This is a genomic window from Bradyrhizobium ottawaense (assembly GCF_002278135.3).
GTDB lineage: Bacteria > Pseudomonadota > Alphaproteobacteria > Rhizobiales > Xanthobacteraceae > Bradyrhizobium > Bradyrhizobium ottawaense.
This window is the reverse complement of record NZ_CP029425.2, coordinates 2,809,492-2,825,383: the sequence shown is the minus strand read 5'-3', so window position 1 is coordinate 2,825,383 and position 15,892 is coordinate 2,809,492. Positions and strand designations below refer to the sequence as shown.

Below are 15,892 nucleotides of genomic sequence, written 5' to 3'. Positions count from 1 at the left end.
CCCGTGCGGTGCGTCATTCGAACCACGGCCATTCTGCCGGGCCTTCATGCGTCACGGCTCCACCCGGCGCCTGCCCAACCAGCCGCGCATACTTTGCAAGCGCGCCTGCCCGGTGACGCGGCGGACGTTGCTTCCAATCTCGTCGCCGCGCTGTGAGTTCCTGCTCATCGAGCAGCACATCCATCCGCCGGTTTGCGGCATCGATCCGGATCCTGTCACCATCGCGAACGAGTGCAAGCGGACCACCAACAAATGCTTCGGGGGCTACGTAGCCGATGCACATGCCGCGGGTCGCGCCAGAGAACCGGCCATCGGTGATCAGCGCGACCTTTTCACCCATGCCCTGCCCGTAGATCAGCGCAGTGACGCCAAGCATCTCGCGCATGCCCGGACCGCCGACCGGCCCCTCATTGCGGATGACCAGGACCTCGCCTGCCTTGTAGCTGCGGTCACGAACCGACGCGACGCAGGCTTCCTCATCCTCGAAAACGCGCGCCACGCCTTCGAAGAATTGACTCTTCAAACCTGCGACCTTGATCACCGCACCGTCGGGACAGAGATTTCCCTTCAGCACCGCTACGCCGCCGTCAGGCATGATCGGCGCGCGGGCCGCATACACAACTTCTCCATCGGGTGCGTTGGCGGCGCCATACTCTTCGGCAAGTGTGCGGCCGGTGATGGACAAGCAGCTGCCATCGACATGCCCGCTCTGGATCAGCTCACGGATCACGACCGCCGCACCGCCGATGTCGTAGACATCCTTTGCCGTGTATTTGCCCCCGGGCCGCAGATTTCCGATCAACGGCGTCCTGGCGAAGACCTCGCCCACATCATCGATCGTGAATGCAATGCCGGCCTCGTTGGCGATTGCGGGCAGATGCAGCGCGGCGTTGGTCGAGCCACCCGTCGCGGCAACGATCGCCGCACCGTTCTCCAGGGACTTGCGCGTCACGATGTCGCGCGGCAACGGTCCGCCGCGTTCCACCATCTCCATGATCAGGCGTCCGGCGCGCCGCGATATCTGCGCACGCTCGGCATAGACACCGGGCACCATCGAGACGTTGGGAATGGTCAGGCCCATCGCCTCCGAGACCATTCCCATGGTGTTGGCGGTGAACTGGCCGGCGCAGGCGCCGATCGTCGGCAAGCAGGCACGCTCGATCCGCTCCAGCGCGGCGCCGTCGATCTCACCAGTCATGAAGCTGCCGACGGCCTCATAGGAATCGAGCACCGTCAGCGTGCGCCCATCCACGCGGCCCGGCAGCGCGCTGCCGCCATAGATGAAGATTGAGGGCACGTTGCAGCGAACCATGCCCATCATCACGCCGGGAAGCGTCTTGTCACATCCGCCGTATCCGATCAGCGCGTCGTAGGCCAGACCGTGGACGACGGCCTCGATCGAGTCGGCGATCAGTTCACGCGAAAACAACGAGAACTTCATTCCCTCATGGTTCATGCTGATGCCGTCAGAGACCGACACCGTGGAGAATTCGCGCGGCGTGCCGCCAGCCTCTTCGATACCCGTCTTGGCCGCCGTCACCTGAAAATCGTGTGTCATGTTGCAGGGCGTCTGCTCGCCCTTCATGCTGACGACGCCCACCATCGGCTTGGCAAGCGCAGCGTCGTCGAGCCCCATCGCGCGCATGAATGCGCGATGCGGAGCCCGGTCGAGGCCGTCTGTGGTGACGCGTGATCGCAACTTCTTCATACGTGCATCTTCTTCGTGCTTCGTCCCGGATCATCCAGGACGCCGCACGCTCCTCGTTAGGATCGTTCGCTCGCCTATTGCAGCGGCGCGACGATCGTCGGATGCTTGAACTGCGCGACATCCAGTTTCGGCAGCATTCCGGTCTCGGCGTAGATGTCCAGCATCTTCTGGATCGCCGGGAAGTTCGGCGCCGCACCTGGATCACGGCCGAAATCGTTGTCCTTGAGCAGGTATGTCTCGAGCACCGGGATGGGCGCCTTCAGCACCTCATTGACGACCTTGAGAGTCTCCTCGCGGTTCGCCAGCGCCTTCTTCATGCCCGAGGTGATATCGCGGACATAGGCCTTGACCAGTTCCGGGTTCTTGTCGACGAAATCGGCACGGCAAGCTTCCAGGATATGCACGATGTTCGGCATGGCCTGGGACAGCGAGAAGAGCTTCCTTGTGCCGCCCTTTGCCTCTGCCCGCGCGGCGAACGGCTGGTTCATGTTGACCGCATCGACGCGGCCTTGACGCAGCGCATCCTCGGAGACGGCAAAGCCGACCTCGACCAGCTTGATATCCTTGGTTGGATCGACGCCATTCTGCTTCAGGAGCAGGTTGAACGGGCCTTGCGTGCCGCCGCCGATCACGGAAATGCCGACCGTCTTGCCCTTGAGATCAGCGATCGTCTTGATGGGCGAGTCATCCATGACAGCCCAATAGACCGAGAAGCCGCCGGGCTTCTCGAACACGTGCTGCGCCACGATGTAGGCTTTGAGATTGCCGCCGACCACACCATTGGCGAGCGACAGCGGCGCCTGCGTCGCGCAGTCCAGCGCGCCGGCTGCCAAGGCCTGCGTCATCGGTGCGGTGCCCTGGAATTGGGTCCATTCGATATTGTAGGTCTTGCCGAGATTGGGAAATTCAGCCGGGCGGCGCATCATCCAGTACTTTGATTCCTCGGCCGGGATCGTCCAACCGACGCGGATCGTCTGCTGCGCCCATGACGGGCTTGCCCCCGCGCTCACGGCGGCCGCCGCCCCCAAAGCCAGGATCCATTTCGAAACGGTTCGCATCGTGCCCACTCCGCTGCTCCGGCGCCGACCGGCGCCACCCAACCCCGACCGGGCTCAAATCTTTCATGGTTCAAACAATCAGGCAAGCCATGCGAGCCCGGCGGTTTTGCCGTCCGACGCGCAATGTATGGTAAAGCCACGTCGCGCTGCGGCAGAAGGAGGCAACCTATGGCTGATGCGAGCGAGGCAAACCCGCAAGGCGTCGAGAGGCTCGGCTATCTCGGCCTTGGCCTGATGGGAACGCCGATGACCCGACGCCTGCTCAAGGCCGGCTATCAGGTCACTGTCTGGAACCGTTCGGAGGGCAAGGTGGCTCCGCTCGCCGAGGCCGGAGCCGGGCGCGCAGCCACGCCTCGTGATCTCCTGACGAACGCCGATATCGCCTTCATGTGCGTGACGGATGCCGCGGCCGTCGAGGAGGTGATCTTCGGGCCTGACGGGCTCGCGGCAGCGCCCGGCGCAGGCAAGCTTGTCGTCGACTTCTCGTCGATACATCCCGACGCCGCCCGCGATCTGGCAAAGCGACTGAAGGCCGCCAATGGCGCCGGCTGGATCGATGCACCGGTTTCCGGCGGAACGAAAGGCGCCGAGGAGGGTACCCTTGCGATCATGGCCGGCGGAGAAGCAGACGAGATCGAGAGGGTACGCCCTTACGTGCTGGCCATGGCGCGCAGGTTCACCCACATGGGCCCGACCGGAGCCGGCCAGACCACGAAACTCTGCAATCAGGTGATCGTGGGATGCCCGATGGCCGTCCTCGCGGAAGCCACGCGCCTGGCCGTCAACGCCGGTATTGACGCCAATCGCCTGCCCGAAGCGCTCGCCGGCGGCTTTGCGGACTCGATCCCGCTCCAGCTTTTCGTGCCCAGAATGGTGCAAGGCATTCACTCGCCACCGCTCGGTCACATTGCCACGATGCTCAAGGATCTCGATACGGTCGCCGACGTCGCGCAGGCGACATCGACACCGGTGCCGATGGCCTCTCTTGCGGGACAACTTTTCAGGCTCGCCAAGGCCGCGCGCGGCGCGGGAGCGGACGCACTGGAGATTTACAAACTTTCAGCGGCAGAGCGCTAAGCCGTCGAGCGAGATCTGAAGCACGTCAAGGCGACGTCTTGCGCTCGTCGTCTGCGAGGAATCGGCCGAACGTCCCCCGCGCGAAGAGCAGCGGCTCCTTCGCACCGTAGGTATAGGCCTCGACCGCGCCGAGAAAGATCACGTGGTCGCCGCCATAATAGCGATTCACGGAGCGGCATTGAAAGTTGGCGACGCTCTCCGCAAGCACCGGCGCTCCGCCGAGGCCCGGCGCCCAGTCTACACCTGTGAACTTGTCGTCCGACGACTTGGCGAATTTTGTCGCAAGCGCCTGCTGCGAAGCACCAAGCACGTTGACGGTGAAATGGCTGGCATTCTGGAAGATGGTCAGACTGGAGGAATAGACGACCAGGCTCCATAGCACCAGCGGAGGGTTCAGCGAGACGGAGGCGAACGAATTACAAGTCAGCCCGTAGGGCTTGCCGTCAGGCGCTGCGGCCGTGATGATCGTCACGCCCGTTGCATAGGTTCCGAGCGCGTTGCGAAAGTCGCGAGGATCGATCGACGAGCTGTCGCTCGCGAACTCGTTGGCGGGATCGGGAGCGCCGGGCTGCTGCGGCAGATCATTCATCGGCCGGCCTCACAGCGTGAGATTTTCGGACGGCAGGCCCAGCGCCACCCGTCCATAGTTGGTCCCGGCCGCATCGAAGTTGAATGCGAGATGCGAGTTGATCGCGTGCGCATCGCGAAATTGCCGCTGCAACACGCCTGTCGTGAACAGACCGCGCGCGCCGCTCGCGGCAAACAGCATCGAGACCGCGTCCGTGCACAGGTTCACCGAAAAAGATCCGTCGCGCCGATAACGGGTCTTGGTCGCCATGCCGGGGATGTGACCAAGCCGCGCGTCCTCCATGGCATCGAGACACGCCGAGCGCATGATCAGGCGCGCGGCATCGATCTTCGCCGAGGCCTCCGCGATCTTGATCTGGGTGCTTTGAAAATCGCTCAATTTGGCCCGGTTGTAGGTTGAAATACGATGACGTGCGACCTCCGTATAATCGTCGAGGCACGCTTGCGCATTCCCCAGCGCGACACCGGAGAGGACGTATGGGAACAGCGAGAACACGGGCAGCGCATAAAGCGGATTTGGATTGACCGTGCTCCCCGGCGTCGGGCCGCCTGAGAGGTCGCCGACGGCGACTGTCATATGGTCAGCCACGAAGACATCCCTGACCTCCACGTCGCAGGACCCGGTCCCGCGCAATCCCGCGACGTTCCATGTGTCCAGCACGTTGTAGTCGCCTTTTGGCAGCAGGAAGATGCGATACTCGATGCCGTCGGCCTCGTCGTCGGAGTAGACCACGCTTGCAAGCATGTTCCATTCGCAGGAGGCAACCCCGGAGGAGAATGGCCAGCTGCCGCGCAGCTGATAACCGCCCTCGACCCGCGTGGCGCGTCCGGCGGGAAAAATGAATGAGGATGCGATCAGCGCATCCGGATCACGGCCCCAGACCAGATCCTGCGCCTTCTGCTCGAACATGCCGAGCATCCAGTGGTGGCTCGCCAGATTGGCGAGATTCCAGGCCACCGATGCATCCGCCTGTCCGAGCAGCTCAGCGCAGTCGACAAGAGCGACATAGTCGAGCTCGGCGCCGCCGATCCGTGCCGGTTGAAGCATCCGGAACAGGCCGGCTTCATGGAGGTCCATCTCGGTTTCCGACGGGAGATGCCGCAGCTCCTCCGTCCGCACCGCCCGCTCTCGTAGTCGCGGCATGAGGGCCCGGGCCTTCGCGATCATCGCCGCATAGGCGCGTTCGCCGGCTTCCGGCCCGGTGGGCTGACCCATGCTCGGCTTTCGACCAGGCGCCATTCGCTTCCCTCACTTTGGCGTATTTATGCGGCCGGCCCCTTACCAAATCAAGCCAATGCAGCAGGCATCACGAAGCATCGATTCACATACCGCGCGACGCCTGTTGCCAGGGACTGACGGCTCCGGCTTAAACCGGAGTAGAGGGCTTGCCCGAGCCAAAGACGCCCTTCCGGGTAAACTCCGCGATCCGACGCTCGTCATAACCGAGCATGCTGCGCAAGACGTCCTCGGTATGCTCACCTAACAGCGGGGCCGCAACGGGATCGATCGCGGCGGTCAGGCTCATGGTAATCGGCGGCTCGATGTTGGGCACCCATTCCGCTGTACGGTGCGGAATGCGGCTCAAGCGATGGCGCTCGCGAGCCTCTGGCGCATTGAACCCCTCCTCGACCGTCCGGAGATAGCCGACCGGAATATTGGCCAGCTTCATTTTCGCCATCCAGTTCTCGAGCGTATCGCTGGCAAAGACCTCCGCAATGGCTGCCCGCAAAAGCTCCTTGTTCTCGGAACGGGCCTTGCGCGAGGCAAACTGCGGATCGGTGATGAGATCAGGCCGGTTCAGCACCTCGACCACGAGCCGGCGATACAGCCGATCGTTGGCGCAGGCCATGTAGAGCGGCCCATCGGAGGCCTCATAGACGCCGACGGTGGGAGACCCGCTCGGCGAATTGCCGAACCGGCCGGGGTTTTCGCCATTGATGAGATACGCCATGCCGTAAAAGCCGGTCATCCCCATCGCAACGTCGAACAAGGCGACTTCGACATGCTGCCCGCGGCCAAGCCGGTCCCGGGCCAACAGCGCGAGCAGGATGGCGTTACAGGCAGACATCCCCGTCGCCATGTCCACGATCGGAGGGCCGGTACGAACCGCCGGACCGTCGGCAAATCCGTTGAGCGACATGAAGCCGCTCTCCGCCTGCGTGATGGGATCGAAGCCGGGGCGGGAGGCGAACGGTCCGGAGCGTCCGTAGGCGGAGATCGAGCAATAGACCAGCCGGGGATTGAGCGGGGCGACCGCGTCATAGTCGAGCCCGAACTTCTTCATGACCCCGCTCGAAAAATTCTCCACGACCACATCCGCCTTGCGGATCAGATCCAGCGCGATCTCGCGGGCCTCTGGCACGGCAAGGTCGAGCGCAATGCCGCGCTTGTTGCGGTTCAGGCTGAGATAGGCGGCGCTTTCGCCGCCAATTTCGGCGTGTTCATAGGCGCGTGTGTCGTCGCCGCCGTCGGGATTTTCGATCTTGATGACCTGCGCGCCAAAATCGGCAAGCGTCTGCGTGCAGGCCGGGCCGGCGACGACACGCGTGAAATCGATGACCAGCAGACCGTCGAGCGCACTCGGCCCTTCCATCGCTCGCGACGAACGTTCCGGCAATTGAGGCTTGGTCGGCATCGATAGCGCTCCCTTACATCGGCTTATGGCCGCCGAATTTCCTGCAAGAGCAAACTTAAAGCCCGGCGCCGCCAACTTCGCAAGGGCCTCGCTCGCTTCACCTGAAACGCAAAAACGGCCCGGCAGCGTCAAGCTGCCGGGCCGTCAGATATTTGAGCGTATGGAGGCTGCGCGCATCCTGCGCAGCAAATCTAGTCCGAGAAGGTCACGTTCCGCATCACGGGAAACCACTCCAATTGCTCAGCGCAGCCACTTTCGCCAATAAAGCGTATGCGACCAGGCCCAGGGCGATTCGGGCTCGTACAGCCGATAACCCGCATGGATGAAATTATTGGCAGATACGGGATTGTCCGTCGTATCGGAGACGATGCTGTCCCATCCCAGACGCCGCCCTCGCGCCTCGATCGCTCGCATCAGCCTGAGTTGAAGTCCCCGTCCCCAATGCCGCTGCAAGACGCCGACCCGACAAAAATATCCACTTCTTCGCGCATGCGTCGACGGCACGACGCCGGCGAAGGCAACCGCGTCATCATCGTGATAGGCGAGCCACCACGACCCCGATTCGAACTGCGGCAGGGCCGCCCCACCGAAGAATGTCAGCCGGTGCAAATCGCCGAGAATCTCGGCAGTCTCATCATCGTCCGCATCGACGATACGAATTCTGTACATGGAATACCTATTGGCGGGGTAATCGGGAGTGCGCGACCTGCGACTCCGTAGCGGTCGAGGCTCACTTGCCCAGCACGACCTTGACACCGAGCCAGACCGCACCCATCAGCCCGGTCGCAATGACTGTGATCACCGCCTTGAAGGTGTAGCTCTGCGCTTGTTCCACGCTCATTCGCCAGCGCCGCAGGTGCTGGAAGTCAGCTCTGAGCTCTTTCCGGTCATCGTCTTCGATCCCGAACGAGGCCAGGACCGATGCCACCGCCTTCAATACGATGGCATCGACGCTCTCCTGCTGAACTCGGTGCTGCTCGGCCAGTGTCTCCGCGACAATCGCCCGAATCTCCTCGTCTTGAATCCTCACCGCTTGATGATCCTCGCAACATTCTCGAAACCGCGCTTGGCGAAATAGAAAGAGACGACCAGATTGGCCGTGATCGCCGCAAATCCCGCCAAAGCGTCAGTCGAGCCAAGTCCAAGGACCTTGTCCCAGACCAGCAGCTTTGCGAAGTAGAGCGCCACGCAATAGCCCATCAGCTTGTCGGGCTCGTAAGCGCGAGCGATATCAGATAGGCAGTCATCGATCCTCCCAGCGAAGAAAATGCGCGGCAGATCGCGCCAGGCGAGGCGCGATCGTTTCGGGCGCGAACCCTATCTCCGTGTCTTCCGGAGACCGCAGCGGCGCGGGCAATTGGCCCCAGCGCCGCGGGCCGGCACGTTCGCGCGTGCACGGCCGGCAATGGTACGGACGACGGCGCGCCGATCGGCGCTCCAGGTTTGACGAGTGCGTGGCCGTAATGCGCCGCCGCCGTCCGATCTCGAAAACCGAGACGAAAAAACCCGCGGCGGATGTGCTCCGCGCGGGTGAACCAAACTCGTCTCGATGATGTCACTATGCCGGTGTTTTGCCCGACGTGTCAAAGCCCCGTTGAAATGAAACAGCCCGCTGCGGATATTCTCCGCGCGGGCTGAACCAAACTTCTTTCGATGATGCCAACATACCGGTGTTTTGCCCGACGCGTCAAACGAACTTACCGGCCCGGCGAAAGTTAGCCGATCAGGAGGATCGGTGAGATGACATTTGAGATGACGTCACCAGAGACATCGCGAGAATTGCCCGGAGCCAAGCCGCGCATCGACAAGGAGCGCGAGCCGCAGGAGGCGATCATCGAAGACGCCGGCGAGACAAAGCAGAGCAATCGCGATCTCGTGCACGGCGATGGCGGCACCATCGACATTCCCGCCAAACCGGGCGATTTGTCGAAGGACGATTAGGCGGACCGGCGCCCGGCGGGCGTTTCGATAATGCCGTTCTGCCGATGTTTTGCCCGAAGTCTCGACATCCGTTTACGCGGCCGGGCCTTTGCTGGAACTTATCCGGCGAGAGGCGCGTTGAATGCTTCGTCAGAAGGAATGTTCCTGCGATGAGCCACACTGTCCTGGTTGTTGACGACGATCCCGCCGTCCTCGACGTGATCGTGGGCATGCTGGAAGATCTCGGCTGCGAGGTGATCAGCGCCCAAAGCGGCCCGGATGCACTCGGCCGGCTCGAGCAGAACCAGGACATCTCCATCCTCATCACCGATATCAACATGCCCGGCATGGATGGTCATGAACTGGCCGAGCTGGCCAAGCGCGTCCGCCCGGAGCTGAAGATGCTGCAATTGTCGGGTCGCGAGCCCCGGCGCGGCGGCCTTCCGATGATCAGGAAGCCGTTTTCGTTCGAGGAGCTCGCCGACATCATGCAGCGGACCACCGGCGTTTGCTGACCGTCCAATCCCGCAAAACAAAACCCGCCGCAGATCGCTCTGCGCGGGCTGAACCAAACTCTTTCGATGATGCCATCATGCCGGTGTTTTGCCCGACGTGTCAACGCGGCGAACGCGGAAGAGGAAGCCCCTCCTCCCAACTCAATATGTGGTGCGCAACGGGCTTGCTTCAAGTCCCCGCCTCTGCCGTAGAACCCCCGACCCAGCAAACATCCAAAGCAACCAGCCGAGGGGTCACGACATGCCTGCATTGCTTCCGACGTCCCGTTCACGCCGTCAGCCACAGGGAGCCGACGCGCGGAACCAGATGCCGCCCGACCATGCCGTGGTGATCGCCGGCGGCGGCCCGACCGGGCTGATGCTGGCTGCCGAGCTCGCGCTCGCAAAGGTCGATGTCGCCATCCTCGAGCGGCGCGCGAGCCAGGATCTCGTCGGCACGCGCGCCGGCGGGTTGCATGCCCGCAGCATCGAGATCCTCGATCAGCGCGGCGTTGCGGATCGCTTCCTGCGCGAGGGACAGATCGTCCAGCTCGCGGGCTTTGCCTGGACGCGGCTCGACATCAGCGATCTCCCCACAAGGCACGCTTACGGGCTGGCGCTGCGGCAGAGCCACATCGAGCGCATCCTGGCGGACTGGGTCGAAGAGCTCAAAGTGCCGATCTATCGCAATGTCGAGCTCACGGGCTTCGCACAGGACGAAACCGGCATCGACGTGACGCTCGCCGGCGGCGAGACCTTGCGCGCAGACTATCTCGTCGGCTGCGACGGCGGTCGCAGCCTGGTGCGCAAGGCCGCCGGCATCGATTTTGCCGGCACCTCACCGACGCTGAGCAACCTCATGGCCGAGGTCGAGATGCGCGAGGCGCCGGCATGGGGCCTGCGTCATGATGCGCTCGGCTTTCACGGCCTCAGCAAGACCGAGAGCGGACGCGTGCTGGTCGTCGTGACGGAAGCAACGCTCACGCGCACCGGCGAGCCCTCCTTGCGCGATCTCAGCGATGCCCTCGTCGCGGCCTATGGCACCGACTTCGGACTGCAAAATCCCGCCTGGATCTCCCGTTTCACCGATGCGGCACGGCAGGCCACCACCTATCGCAAAGGACGCGTGCTGCTCGCCGGCGATGCCGCGCATATCCATCACTCCGTCGGCGGGCAAGGCCTCAACATCGGCGTGCAGGACGCCGTCAATCTCGGCTGGAAGCTGGCGCAGGTGGTCCATCGCATCTCGCCGGACAGCCTGCTCGACAGCTACCACGCCGAGCGCCATCCCGTTGGCGCGCGCGTGCTGAAGAACACCAGGGCGCAGATCGCCCTGCTCCGCCGCGGCGAGGACGGCCTCAAGGCCGCACGCGACACCGTCTCCGAACTGCTCGGCATGGACGAGCCGCGCAAACGTTTTGGCGCCATGATGAGCGGGCTCGACATCGCTTACGATCTCGGCGGAGGCCACGCGCTGCTGGGGCGGCGCATGCCGGATCTCGATCTGACGGTCGAAGGACGGAAGCTGAAATTGTTCACGCTGCTGCACGGCGCGCGGGGCGTGCTGCTCAATTTCGGCAAGCGAGGCGGCATTGCCGCAACGCCCTGGGTGGATTGCATCAATGTCGTCGACGCCGGCACCGATGGCGTGTGGGAGCTTCCGGTCATCGGGCAGGTCGCTGCGCCAGACGCAGTGCTGGTGCGGCCCGACGGCCACGTGGCCTGGGTCGGAAACGAGAACCAACACGCGCTCGAGGAGACATTGCTGCGGTGGTTCGGGCCGCCTGCGGCGGCGTAGCGCCCGTACTCCTGAATTGGGCGCCTGGTTCGGCGGCCCCTGATGTCCGCTCGTCTCTCCAGAGGAGCACAAACAGCGGACATCATTTGAAGGTCGCCGATGGGCCAGTTCACCCTCCTTACTCGCGCGGAACTGCAGCAGCTTGATCGACGAGATTGGTATTGGCCGCAAGTTTATGCGAGCGCGCAAAAACGATCCGAGACGTGGCAGGTATCTCGGCTTCGGCTCTACCGTCTTGGCCGATGAGGATCAATCCGGCGCCGCCATTTGCTACATTCAGAATAATCGGGTCCCCGCTCCAGGTCATGATCGGCTCCATTCCGATGATGAGGAACTCGCCCACGGGCTGGTCGAAATATTGGATGCGCAATTGTGGTCCGACCTCTGCCGGTGCGAGTTCAAGGCCGAGTTTTCGAGCCCGTGAGTAAAGGTCAGCTAACGTCACACTATCGCTCGTGAACCCAAGTTGCGTCGGGGAGACGAGTGCAAGCTCCATGTCTGTCTTCTGAGAAGCAGTAATAAAGGACGGTCGGGCAAGGATCTCGCCCGCTTGGCTGCCCACACTGCATCGCATGCTGTCCAGTGCATCGCGCAGCTTAAGTGAGTCGGCGAACGTGCCTATTGCAATTGTCTTCCATATCGCAATGTCACGCTCGGATTCAATAAGCCGTTGAGGCGCTTCGGACGCGCGTGTCTTGAATTTCAGCTGTCTCTCCAAAACATCGCGAGCTGCGCACTGGGTCTGCGCCGTACTGCTTGCGAGCTGAAGGATGCAAACTGAAAGCATTAAAACAACTAAGTAGTGGCACGCCGTGCTTCTGTTGTGGCGATTGACTGAAGTGCATTGGGTTATGTTTTTTGGAATGGACATGGCGGAATCACTTTTTCGATCAAGCTGACAGAAAAAGCCCGCCTCCGAGTCAAGGGGAAGAACGGAGGGAAATGACGTCCATGAACATTCCCCGGCCGATTTTGAAATGCGTCCGGAGGCGGGGCCTATGGCTTCAAGAATTCCAATTTCCAAATTGCAGGCTGCAGTCCGTAAGCCTGATCAAGCCTGCCCATCAGACCTAAGGCACGATGTGAACGAAGCATAGCAATGTGGCTGCATCCGCTCAATATGCCAAAAGTCTGCTACGGGTCACTGGCGCTGCTTGGAAGGTCGGCCGGTTGCTTCCGGTCTACCCAACGAGCCGACAACGGAGGACGCCGCCCGAACCTCGCCTTCGGGCCAAAAGGCCAATTACTCCGGTGATAAGCGCAGGGATTCCGGCCAGGCATTATATGCGCCGGGCCGCTTTGTTCTACGAGTTCTCACTTGAGAAGCATATTCCCGCCGATCACCTGCTCAGGTCGATCGACAGGTTTGTCGACTTTTCAAGAGATCAAGCGGGACCTGGCACCTTTCTACAGCAACATCGGTCGGCCTTCGATCGATCCGGAGCTGATGATCCGGATGCTGCTGATTGGTTACTGCTTCGGCATCCGGTCAGAGCGGCGCCTGTGCGATGAGGTTCACCTCAACGGAATCGGTCAGAAGCAGTAATGCTCTGGCCGACTAGAAGATTTCCGGTTGGCCCTCATGAACAGACACTCTTTAATGAATATACGGCCTACTGCTCAGCCAAAAGAAAGCCTGCGGCATCCCGCGGGCTCGATCCGAACTCTTCCGATGATGCTATTCTGCCGGTGTTTTGCCCGACGTGTCAAACGAACGATCCGACGGGCATACTCGCCGCTCCGCAACCTTTACTCTGGTCAAAGCAACGGCCGTATCCACCGCGAAAACCACTCCTCAGCGTCACTATGCGGATTGCCTGGACCGTCCACTCCGAAGATCGGGGGTGGAATGACGTAGCTCGGCTCGTCGGCAAATAGACCGATTGGCTTGCTGGGTTGCGGTTGCGCGCTGCCAGTGGTCGGCACGGTCCAGTTGCCGAACCGCTCGTTGAATTCCGTGGAAGGCAGCAGATGCGGGACCGGCGCACTGCCGGACGTGAACACGCTGCCCGCGTTGGACTCATTGACGCGGGCGAGGCGCCGAACGTTTTCGGGCGCGACCGATCCGCCTGCAGGAGCGTCTGGTAATCTATCCACGTTTGCCGGCTCGGCAGGTGCAGTGCCGTCTGGCGTGCCGGCCCAGCTGCCAAAGCGATCTGCAAAAGTGCTAGCGCGAGTCTCTGGATCGATCGAGGAAGCTCCGCCCACCTGCCGCCCAAATGTCGATGAAGCCGAAGAGCCGCGGCCACTGGCCGCGCTGTCGACGTTAAGTCCATTGCCGATGATGTTGAGCGGCGACGCTCCTGTCGAGAACACTCCTCCGCCAGGAGTAGCCGCGCCCATCGTGCCGCCGGAACTACTCTCCTGCGCGTTGGCAGTTCGCGTGACCGCCAAGATGCCTCCAATACCGAACAGCCATGGGAGGATAGAAGGCGCCGCTAAGCCGAGGGCGGCCCCTCCGGCCAACAAAGGAAGAACATCACGCTCCGGAGATGCGCCTCCAGCCAACGGATTCTCGTAGTACGGATACGTCACTCCGGAGTGCGGATCGGACTGGAGCACAAGCGGATCTGATGGAGCGGCCGTTGTCGGAGGCAATTGACCGATCCGTTCATTGGGATCTAGCGTGGGAAACGGTGGCAGCGCACGTGTGAAGCGGGGATCACTTCGCGCAAACCCTTCCTGTTCGTTCAGACCGGCACGCGGAGGTGAGCTGTAGCCCGGCAGCGGCGGAAAGTCGCTCGGGTTGGCCGATGTTGAGCCGGGTACGCGAAAAGGGTCCGAAGAGGGATCCAACGCTTCGAACTTGGACCAATTCGTTCCGCGCAGGTCGCGATTGCCAGCGGTGATGTTGACGTCAGGATTGCGAGCAATTGCCTCATCTATCAGTTTCTGCCGCTCCGGATCGTCCAGGTAGAGCAGCCATTTGATCAGGTGGTCCTGACCGGCGTCCGCTCCCCTTCGCTCGACATCTCTGATGGTCCTCAATTGATCCGGGTATTGATCGCGGTAAGCCTTGGGGTCCGTCAAAACTTTCTCGACCCCTTGGTAGACTTCCTCTTGTGTTTTACCGATAGGCACATTGGTGTAGAGATGGCCGTTAAGGAAGCCAACGCGCATAGCATCGATAAGAGTCTTGATCTCCACAAGTCGCTCGGCCGGACTCCCGATCGTTGCGATCTCTTTGAGCCTCTTACAAATGAGGTCGCCATACGGCCCCACGTGTCTGCTCGGATGGGGCGACACCTCCAACTTTGCAGCGAGTTCCCGATTTGCTGGCAAATAGATTCGGTTTGCGGGCGCGTCGATATCGAACGTCTTCTTGTCGATACCGCGAAACGCGGGGTAGTCTCTAAAGCGCTCTGGAATGATGTGGTGATCGAAAAAAATCGACATGCACCCTCACAAAGGGGTTTCATTGAGTATGGGAGCTGGCAAGGTGAGTGGATTAGGCGCGCAAGCGCTGCCGCGGCGGGAACGCCCGCGCGTTCGTCAAACAAGGTTGCAATTTTCCTGAAGTACTATGGCGTGCAGGCGATCGCTCGATCAGACCGCCCGCAGTCGACGCCCATGGAGCGCGAATTGATTACCGGCCCCAAAGCGTGGGCTTTATTTCGTTCTATTTTATCGGGAAGAAGTACTGGCGCGCCCCGCCGCCATCCGCTCGCAGGCGCCAGCCTTGTCCGCTAGCAGAAATCGCTAAGTCTGAACTGGTCATCGTTGAAGCCAAGGCGGCCGGCGTTTCTCACCTGTTCCGAGTATGCACTGCCGCCCACCAGCGAACAGACTTCATTTCTCAGGATGGCGCGAATCAATATCGGCTTTTTGAGGGATCGCGAAACCGAATTCTCCTCAGCCCCGCCGACTTGCAAGCGTCCTTGAACTCTTGATCGCATATGACAGTCGCCTCGTCGTAGGCCATGCGGAAGATGTGCGCGTTACCGATCGCGGCCTCTCTGAAGACCAGTTTGTAGCCGGGAATGAACCCGTAGTATTTCTGACCGTGGTCTATGTAGCGAACATCGTCCCGGACACCGATGCGCAAGCAGGACTCCGTTTCGTCCAGCGCGTCGAGGACGCGAACAACATCGCAGAGCCAATAGTCCGGTCCATGATAGCGACCTTGCGGCACTCGCACGTCGCACCGCACAAACACAAATGCCTCCGGATCAACCCGCTCGAAGACAGCCTTTGTCCGGTCCGAAACGAGCCACCAGCGAAAGCAGACCTCCAGGTCATAGGGCAAACTGCCATCGGATTTATCAAACATGTAAGGCACGGGCGGTGTAGAAGCGGGCAGACGATATACTCTGTGGGGGGGAAGGACGCTCTCGTCCGCAACCCAAAAGCCCGGTCGCCCTCCGTTAAAATCGGGACCCATTTCGTAGAAGCGGCGTTTTCGCGCTCTGGGCCGCTTTGCAGCAGAAATTGCTTTATCGTCACTCATGACTTGAACCCATTGAAAAGCGTGCCCGCAATGACGCGCGGCGGAGACCACGATCGACTGCTCAACAAAAAAGCCCGCGGCTTCCCGCGAGCTATCGGACTCTTCCGATGATGCCATTCTGCATGTGTTTTGCCCGACGTGTCAAACCTTCGGTCTCGGGCAACGA

General features: G+C 61.7%; 14 protein-coding genes and 2 pseudogenes. 5 read left to right on the top strand and 11 right to left on the bottom strand.

The annotated features are described in order from the left end of the window. Positions 1-13: 13 nt before the first annotated feature. Positions 14-1,708 carry a dihydroxy-acid dehydratase gene (ilvD, locus tag CIT37_RS13415; protein ID WP_095425709.1) on the bottom strand — a complete coding sequence of 565 codons (1,695 nt, stop codon included), beginning with the start codon at positions 1,706-1,708 and terminating at the stop codon, positions 14-16. Positions 1,709-1,782: 74 nt separating this feature from the next. Continuing rightward, entirely contained in the window at positions 1,783-2,766 is a 984-nt protein-coding gene (locus CIT37_RS13410) for an ABC transporter substrate-binding protein (RefSeq protein WP_038947161.1), read from the bottom strand. 168 nt (positions 2,767-2,934) lie between these two features. On the opposite strand from CIT37_RS13410, the gene CIT37_RS13405 reads away from it, so the two are divergent. After that, positions 2,935-3,843, top strand: a complete 909-nt coding sequence (locus CIT37_RS13405; protein ID WP_161966392.1) for an NAD(P)-dependent oxidoreductase — start codon at positions 2,935-2,937, stop codon at positions 3,841-3,843. Between the two features lie 25 nt (positions 3,844-3,868). Here CIT37_RS13405 and CIT37_RS13400 read toward each other — a convergent pair whose 3' ends face one another. The 6 genes and pseudogenes from CIT37_RS13400 to CIT37_RS13375 all read right to left on the bottom strand — a co-directional run. Beyond that, the gene (locus CIT37_RS13400) at positions 3,869-4,432 is read right to left on the bottom strand and encodes a flavin reductase family protein (RefSeq protein WP_028142601.1); all 564 of its coding nucleotides are present in this window, start codon (positions 4,430-4,432) and stop codon (positions 3,869-3,871) included. 9 nt (positions 4,433-4,441) lie between these two features. Further along, positions 4,442-5,647 carry an acyl-CoA dehydrogenase family protein gene (locus tag CIT37_RS13395; protein ID WP_244611234.1) on the bottom strand — a complete coding sequence of 402 codons (1,206 nt, stop codon included), beginning with the start codon at positions 5,645-5,647 and terminating at the stop codon, positions 4,442-4,444. Positions 5,648-5,798: 151 nt separating this feature from the next. Beyond that, complete coding sequence (locus CIT37_RS13390; protein ID WP_161966391.1) at positions 5,799-7,067, bottom strand: CaiB/BaiF CoA transferase family protein; 1,269 nt, start codon at positions 7,065-7,067, stop codon at positions 5,799-5,801. Positions 7,068-7,307: 240 nt separating this feature from the next. Then, positions 7,308-7,736 carry a GNAT family N-acetyltransferase gene (locus tag CIT37_RS13385; protein WP_028142604.1) on the bottom strand — a complete coding sequence of 143 codons (429 nt, stop codon included), beginning with the start codon at positions 7,734-7,736 and terminating at the stop codon, positions 7,308-7,310. Between the two features lie 61 nt (positions 7,737-7,797). Further along, complete coding sequence (locus tag CIT37_RS13380; protein WP_095425712.1) at positions 7,798-8,097, bottom strand: hypothetical protein; 300 nt, start codon at positions 8,095-8,097, stop codon at positions 7,798-7,800. Next, positions 8,094-8,291 (bottom strand): annotated as a pseudogene (locus CIT37_RS13375) (hypothetical protein); the annotation flags it as partial. The gene CIT37_RS13380 and the pseudogene CIT37_RS13375, both read right to left, overlap by 4 nt. Positions 8,292-8,807: 516 nt before the next feature. Here CIT37_RS13375 and CIT37_RS13370 point away from each other — a divergent pair. The 3 genes from CIT37_RS13370 to CIT37_RS13360 all read left to right on the top strand — a co-directional run bounded on the left by CIT37_RS13370 (position 8,808) and on the right by CIT37_RS13360 (position 11,279). Beyond that, positions 8,808-9,008: a hypothetical protein gene (locus tag CIT37_RS13370; RefSeq protein ID WP_028142608.1), complete on the top strand. Its 201-nt coding sequence runs from the start codon at positions 8,808-8,810 to the stop codon at positions 9,006-9,008. Between the two features lie 149 nt (positions 9,009-9,157). Further along, a complete protein-coding gene (locus CIT37_RS13365) occupies positions 9,158-9,502 on the top strand; it encodes a response regulator (protein WP_028142609.1) in 345 nt (114 codons plus the stop codon). A gap of 241 nt (positions 9,503-9,743) precedes the next feature. Then, positions 9,744-11,279 carry an FAD-dependent monooxygenase gene (locus tag CIT37_RS13360; protein ID WP_095425713.1) on the top strand — a complete coding sequence of 512 codons (1,536 nt, stop codon included), beginning with the start codon at positions 9,744-9,746 and terminating at the stop codon, positions 11,277-11,279. Positions 11,280-11,397: 118 nt separating this feature from the next. Here the strand turns inward: CIT37_RS13360 and CIT37_RS13355 are convergent, their stop codons facing one another. Continuing rightward, positions 11,398-12,150 carry a hypothetical protein gene (locus CIT37_RS13355; protein WP_028142611.1) on the bottom strand — a complete coding sequence of 251 codons (753 nt, stop codon included), beginning with the start codon at positions 12,148-12,150 and terminating at the stop codon, positions 11,398-11,400. Positions 12,151-12,563: 413 nt separating this feature from the next. Here CIT37_RS13355 and CIT37_RS13350 point away from each other — a divergent pair. Further along, positions 12,564-12,804: pseudogene (locus CIT37_RS13350) on the top strand (transposase); the annotation flags it as partial. A 233-nt stretch (positions 12,805-13,037) separates the two neighbouring features. Here the strand turns inward: CIT37_RS13350 and CIT37_RS13345 are convergent. Both CIT37_RS13345 and CIT37_RS13340 read right to left on the bottom strand, forming a co-directional pair. Further along, positions 13,038-14,675, bottom strand: coding sequence for an AHH domain-containing protein (locus tag CIT37_RS13345; protein WP_028142613.1), 1,638 nt, complete (start codon positions 14,673-14,675; stop codon positions 13,038-13,040). 415 nt (positions 14,676-15,090) lie between these two features. Next, entirely contained in the window at positions 15,091-15,843 is a 753-nt protein-coding gene (locus tag CIT37_RS13340; protein WP_081494332.1) for an imm11 family protein, read from the bottom strand. Positions 15,844-15,892 lie beyond the last annotated feature (49 nt).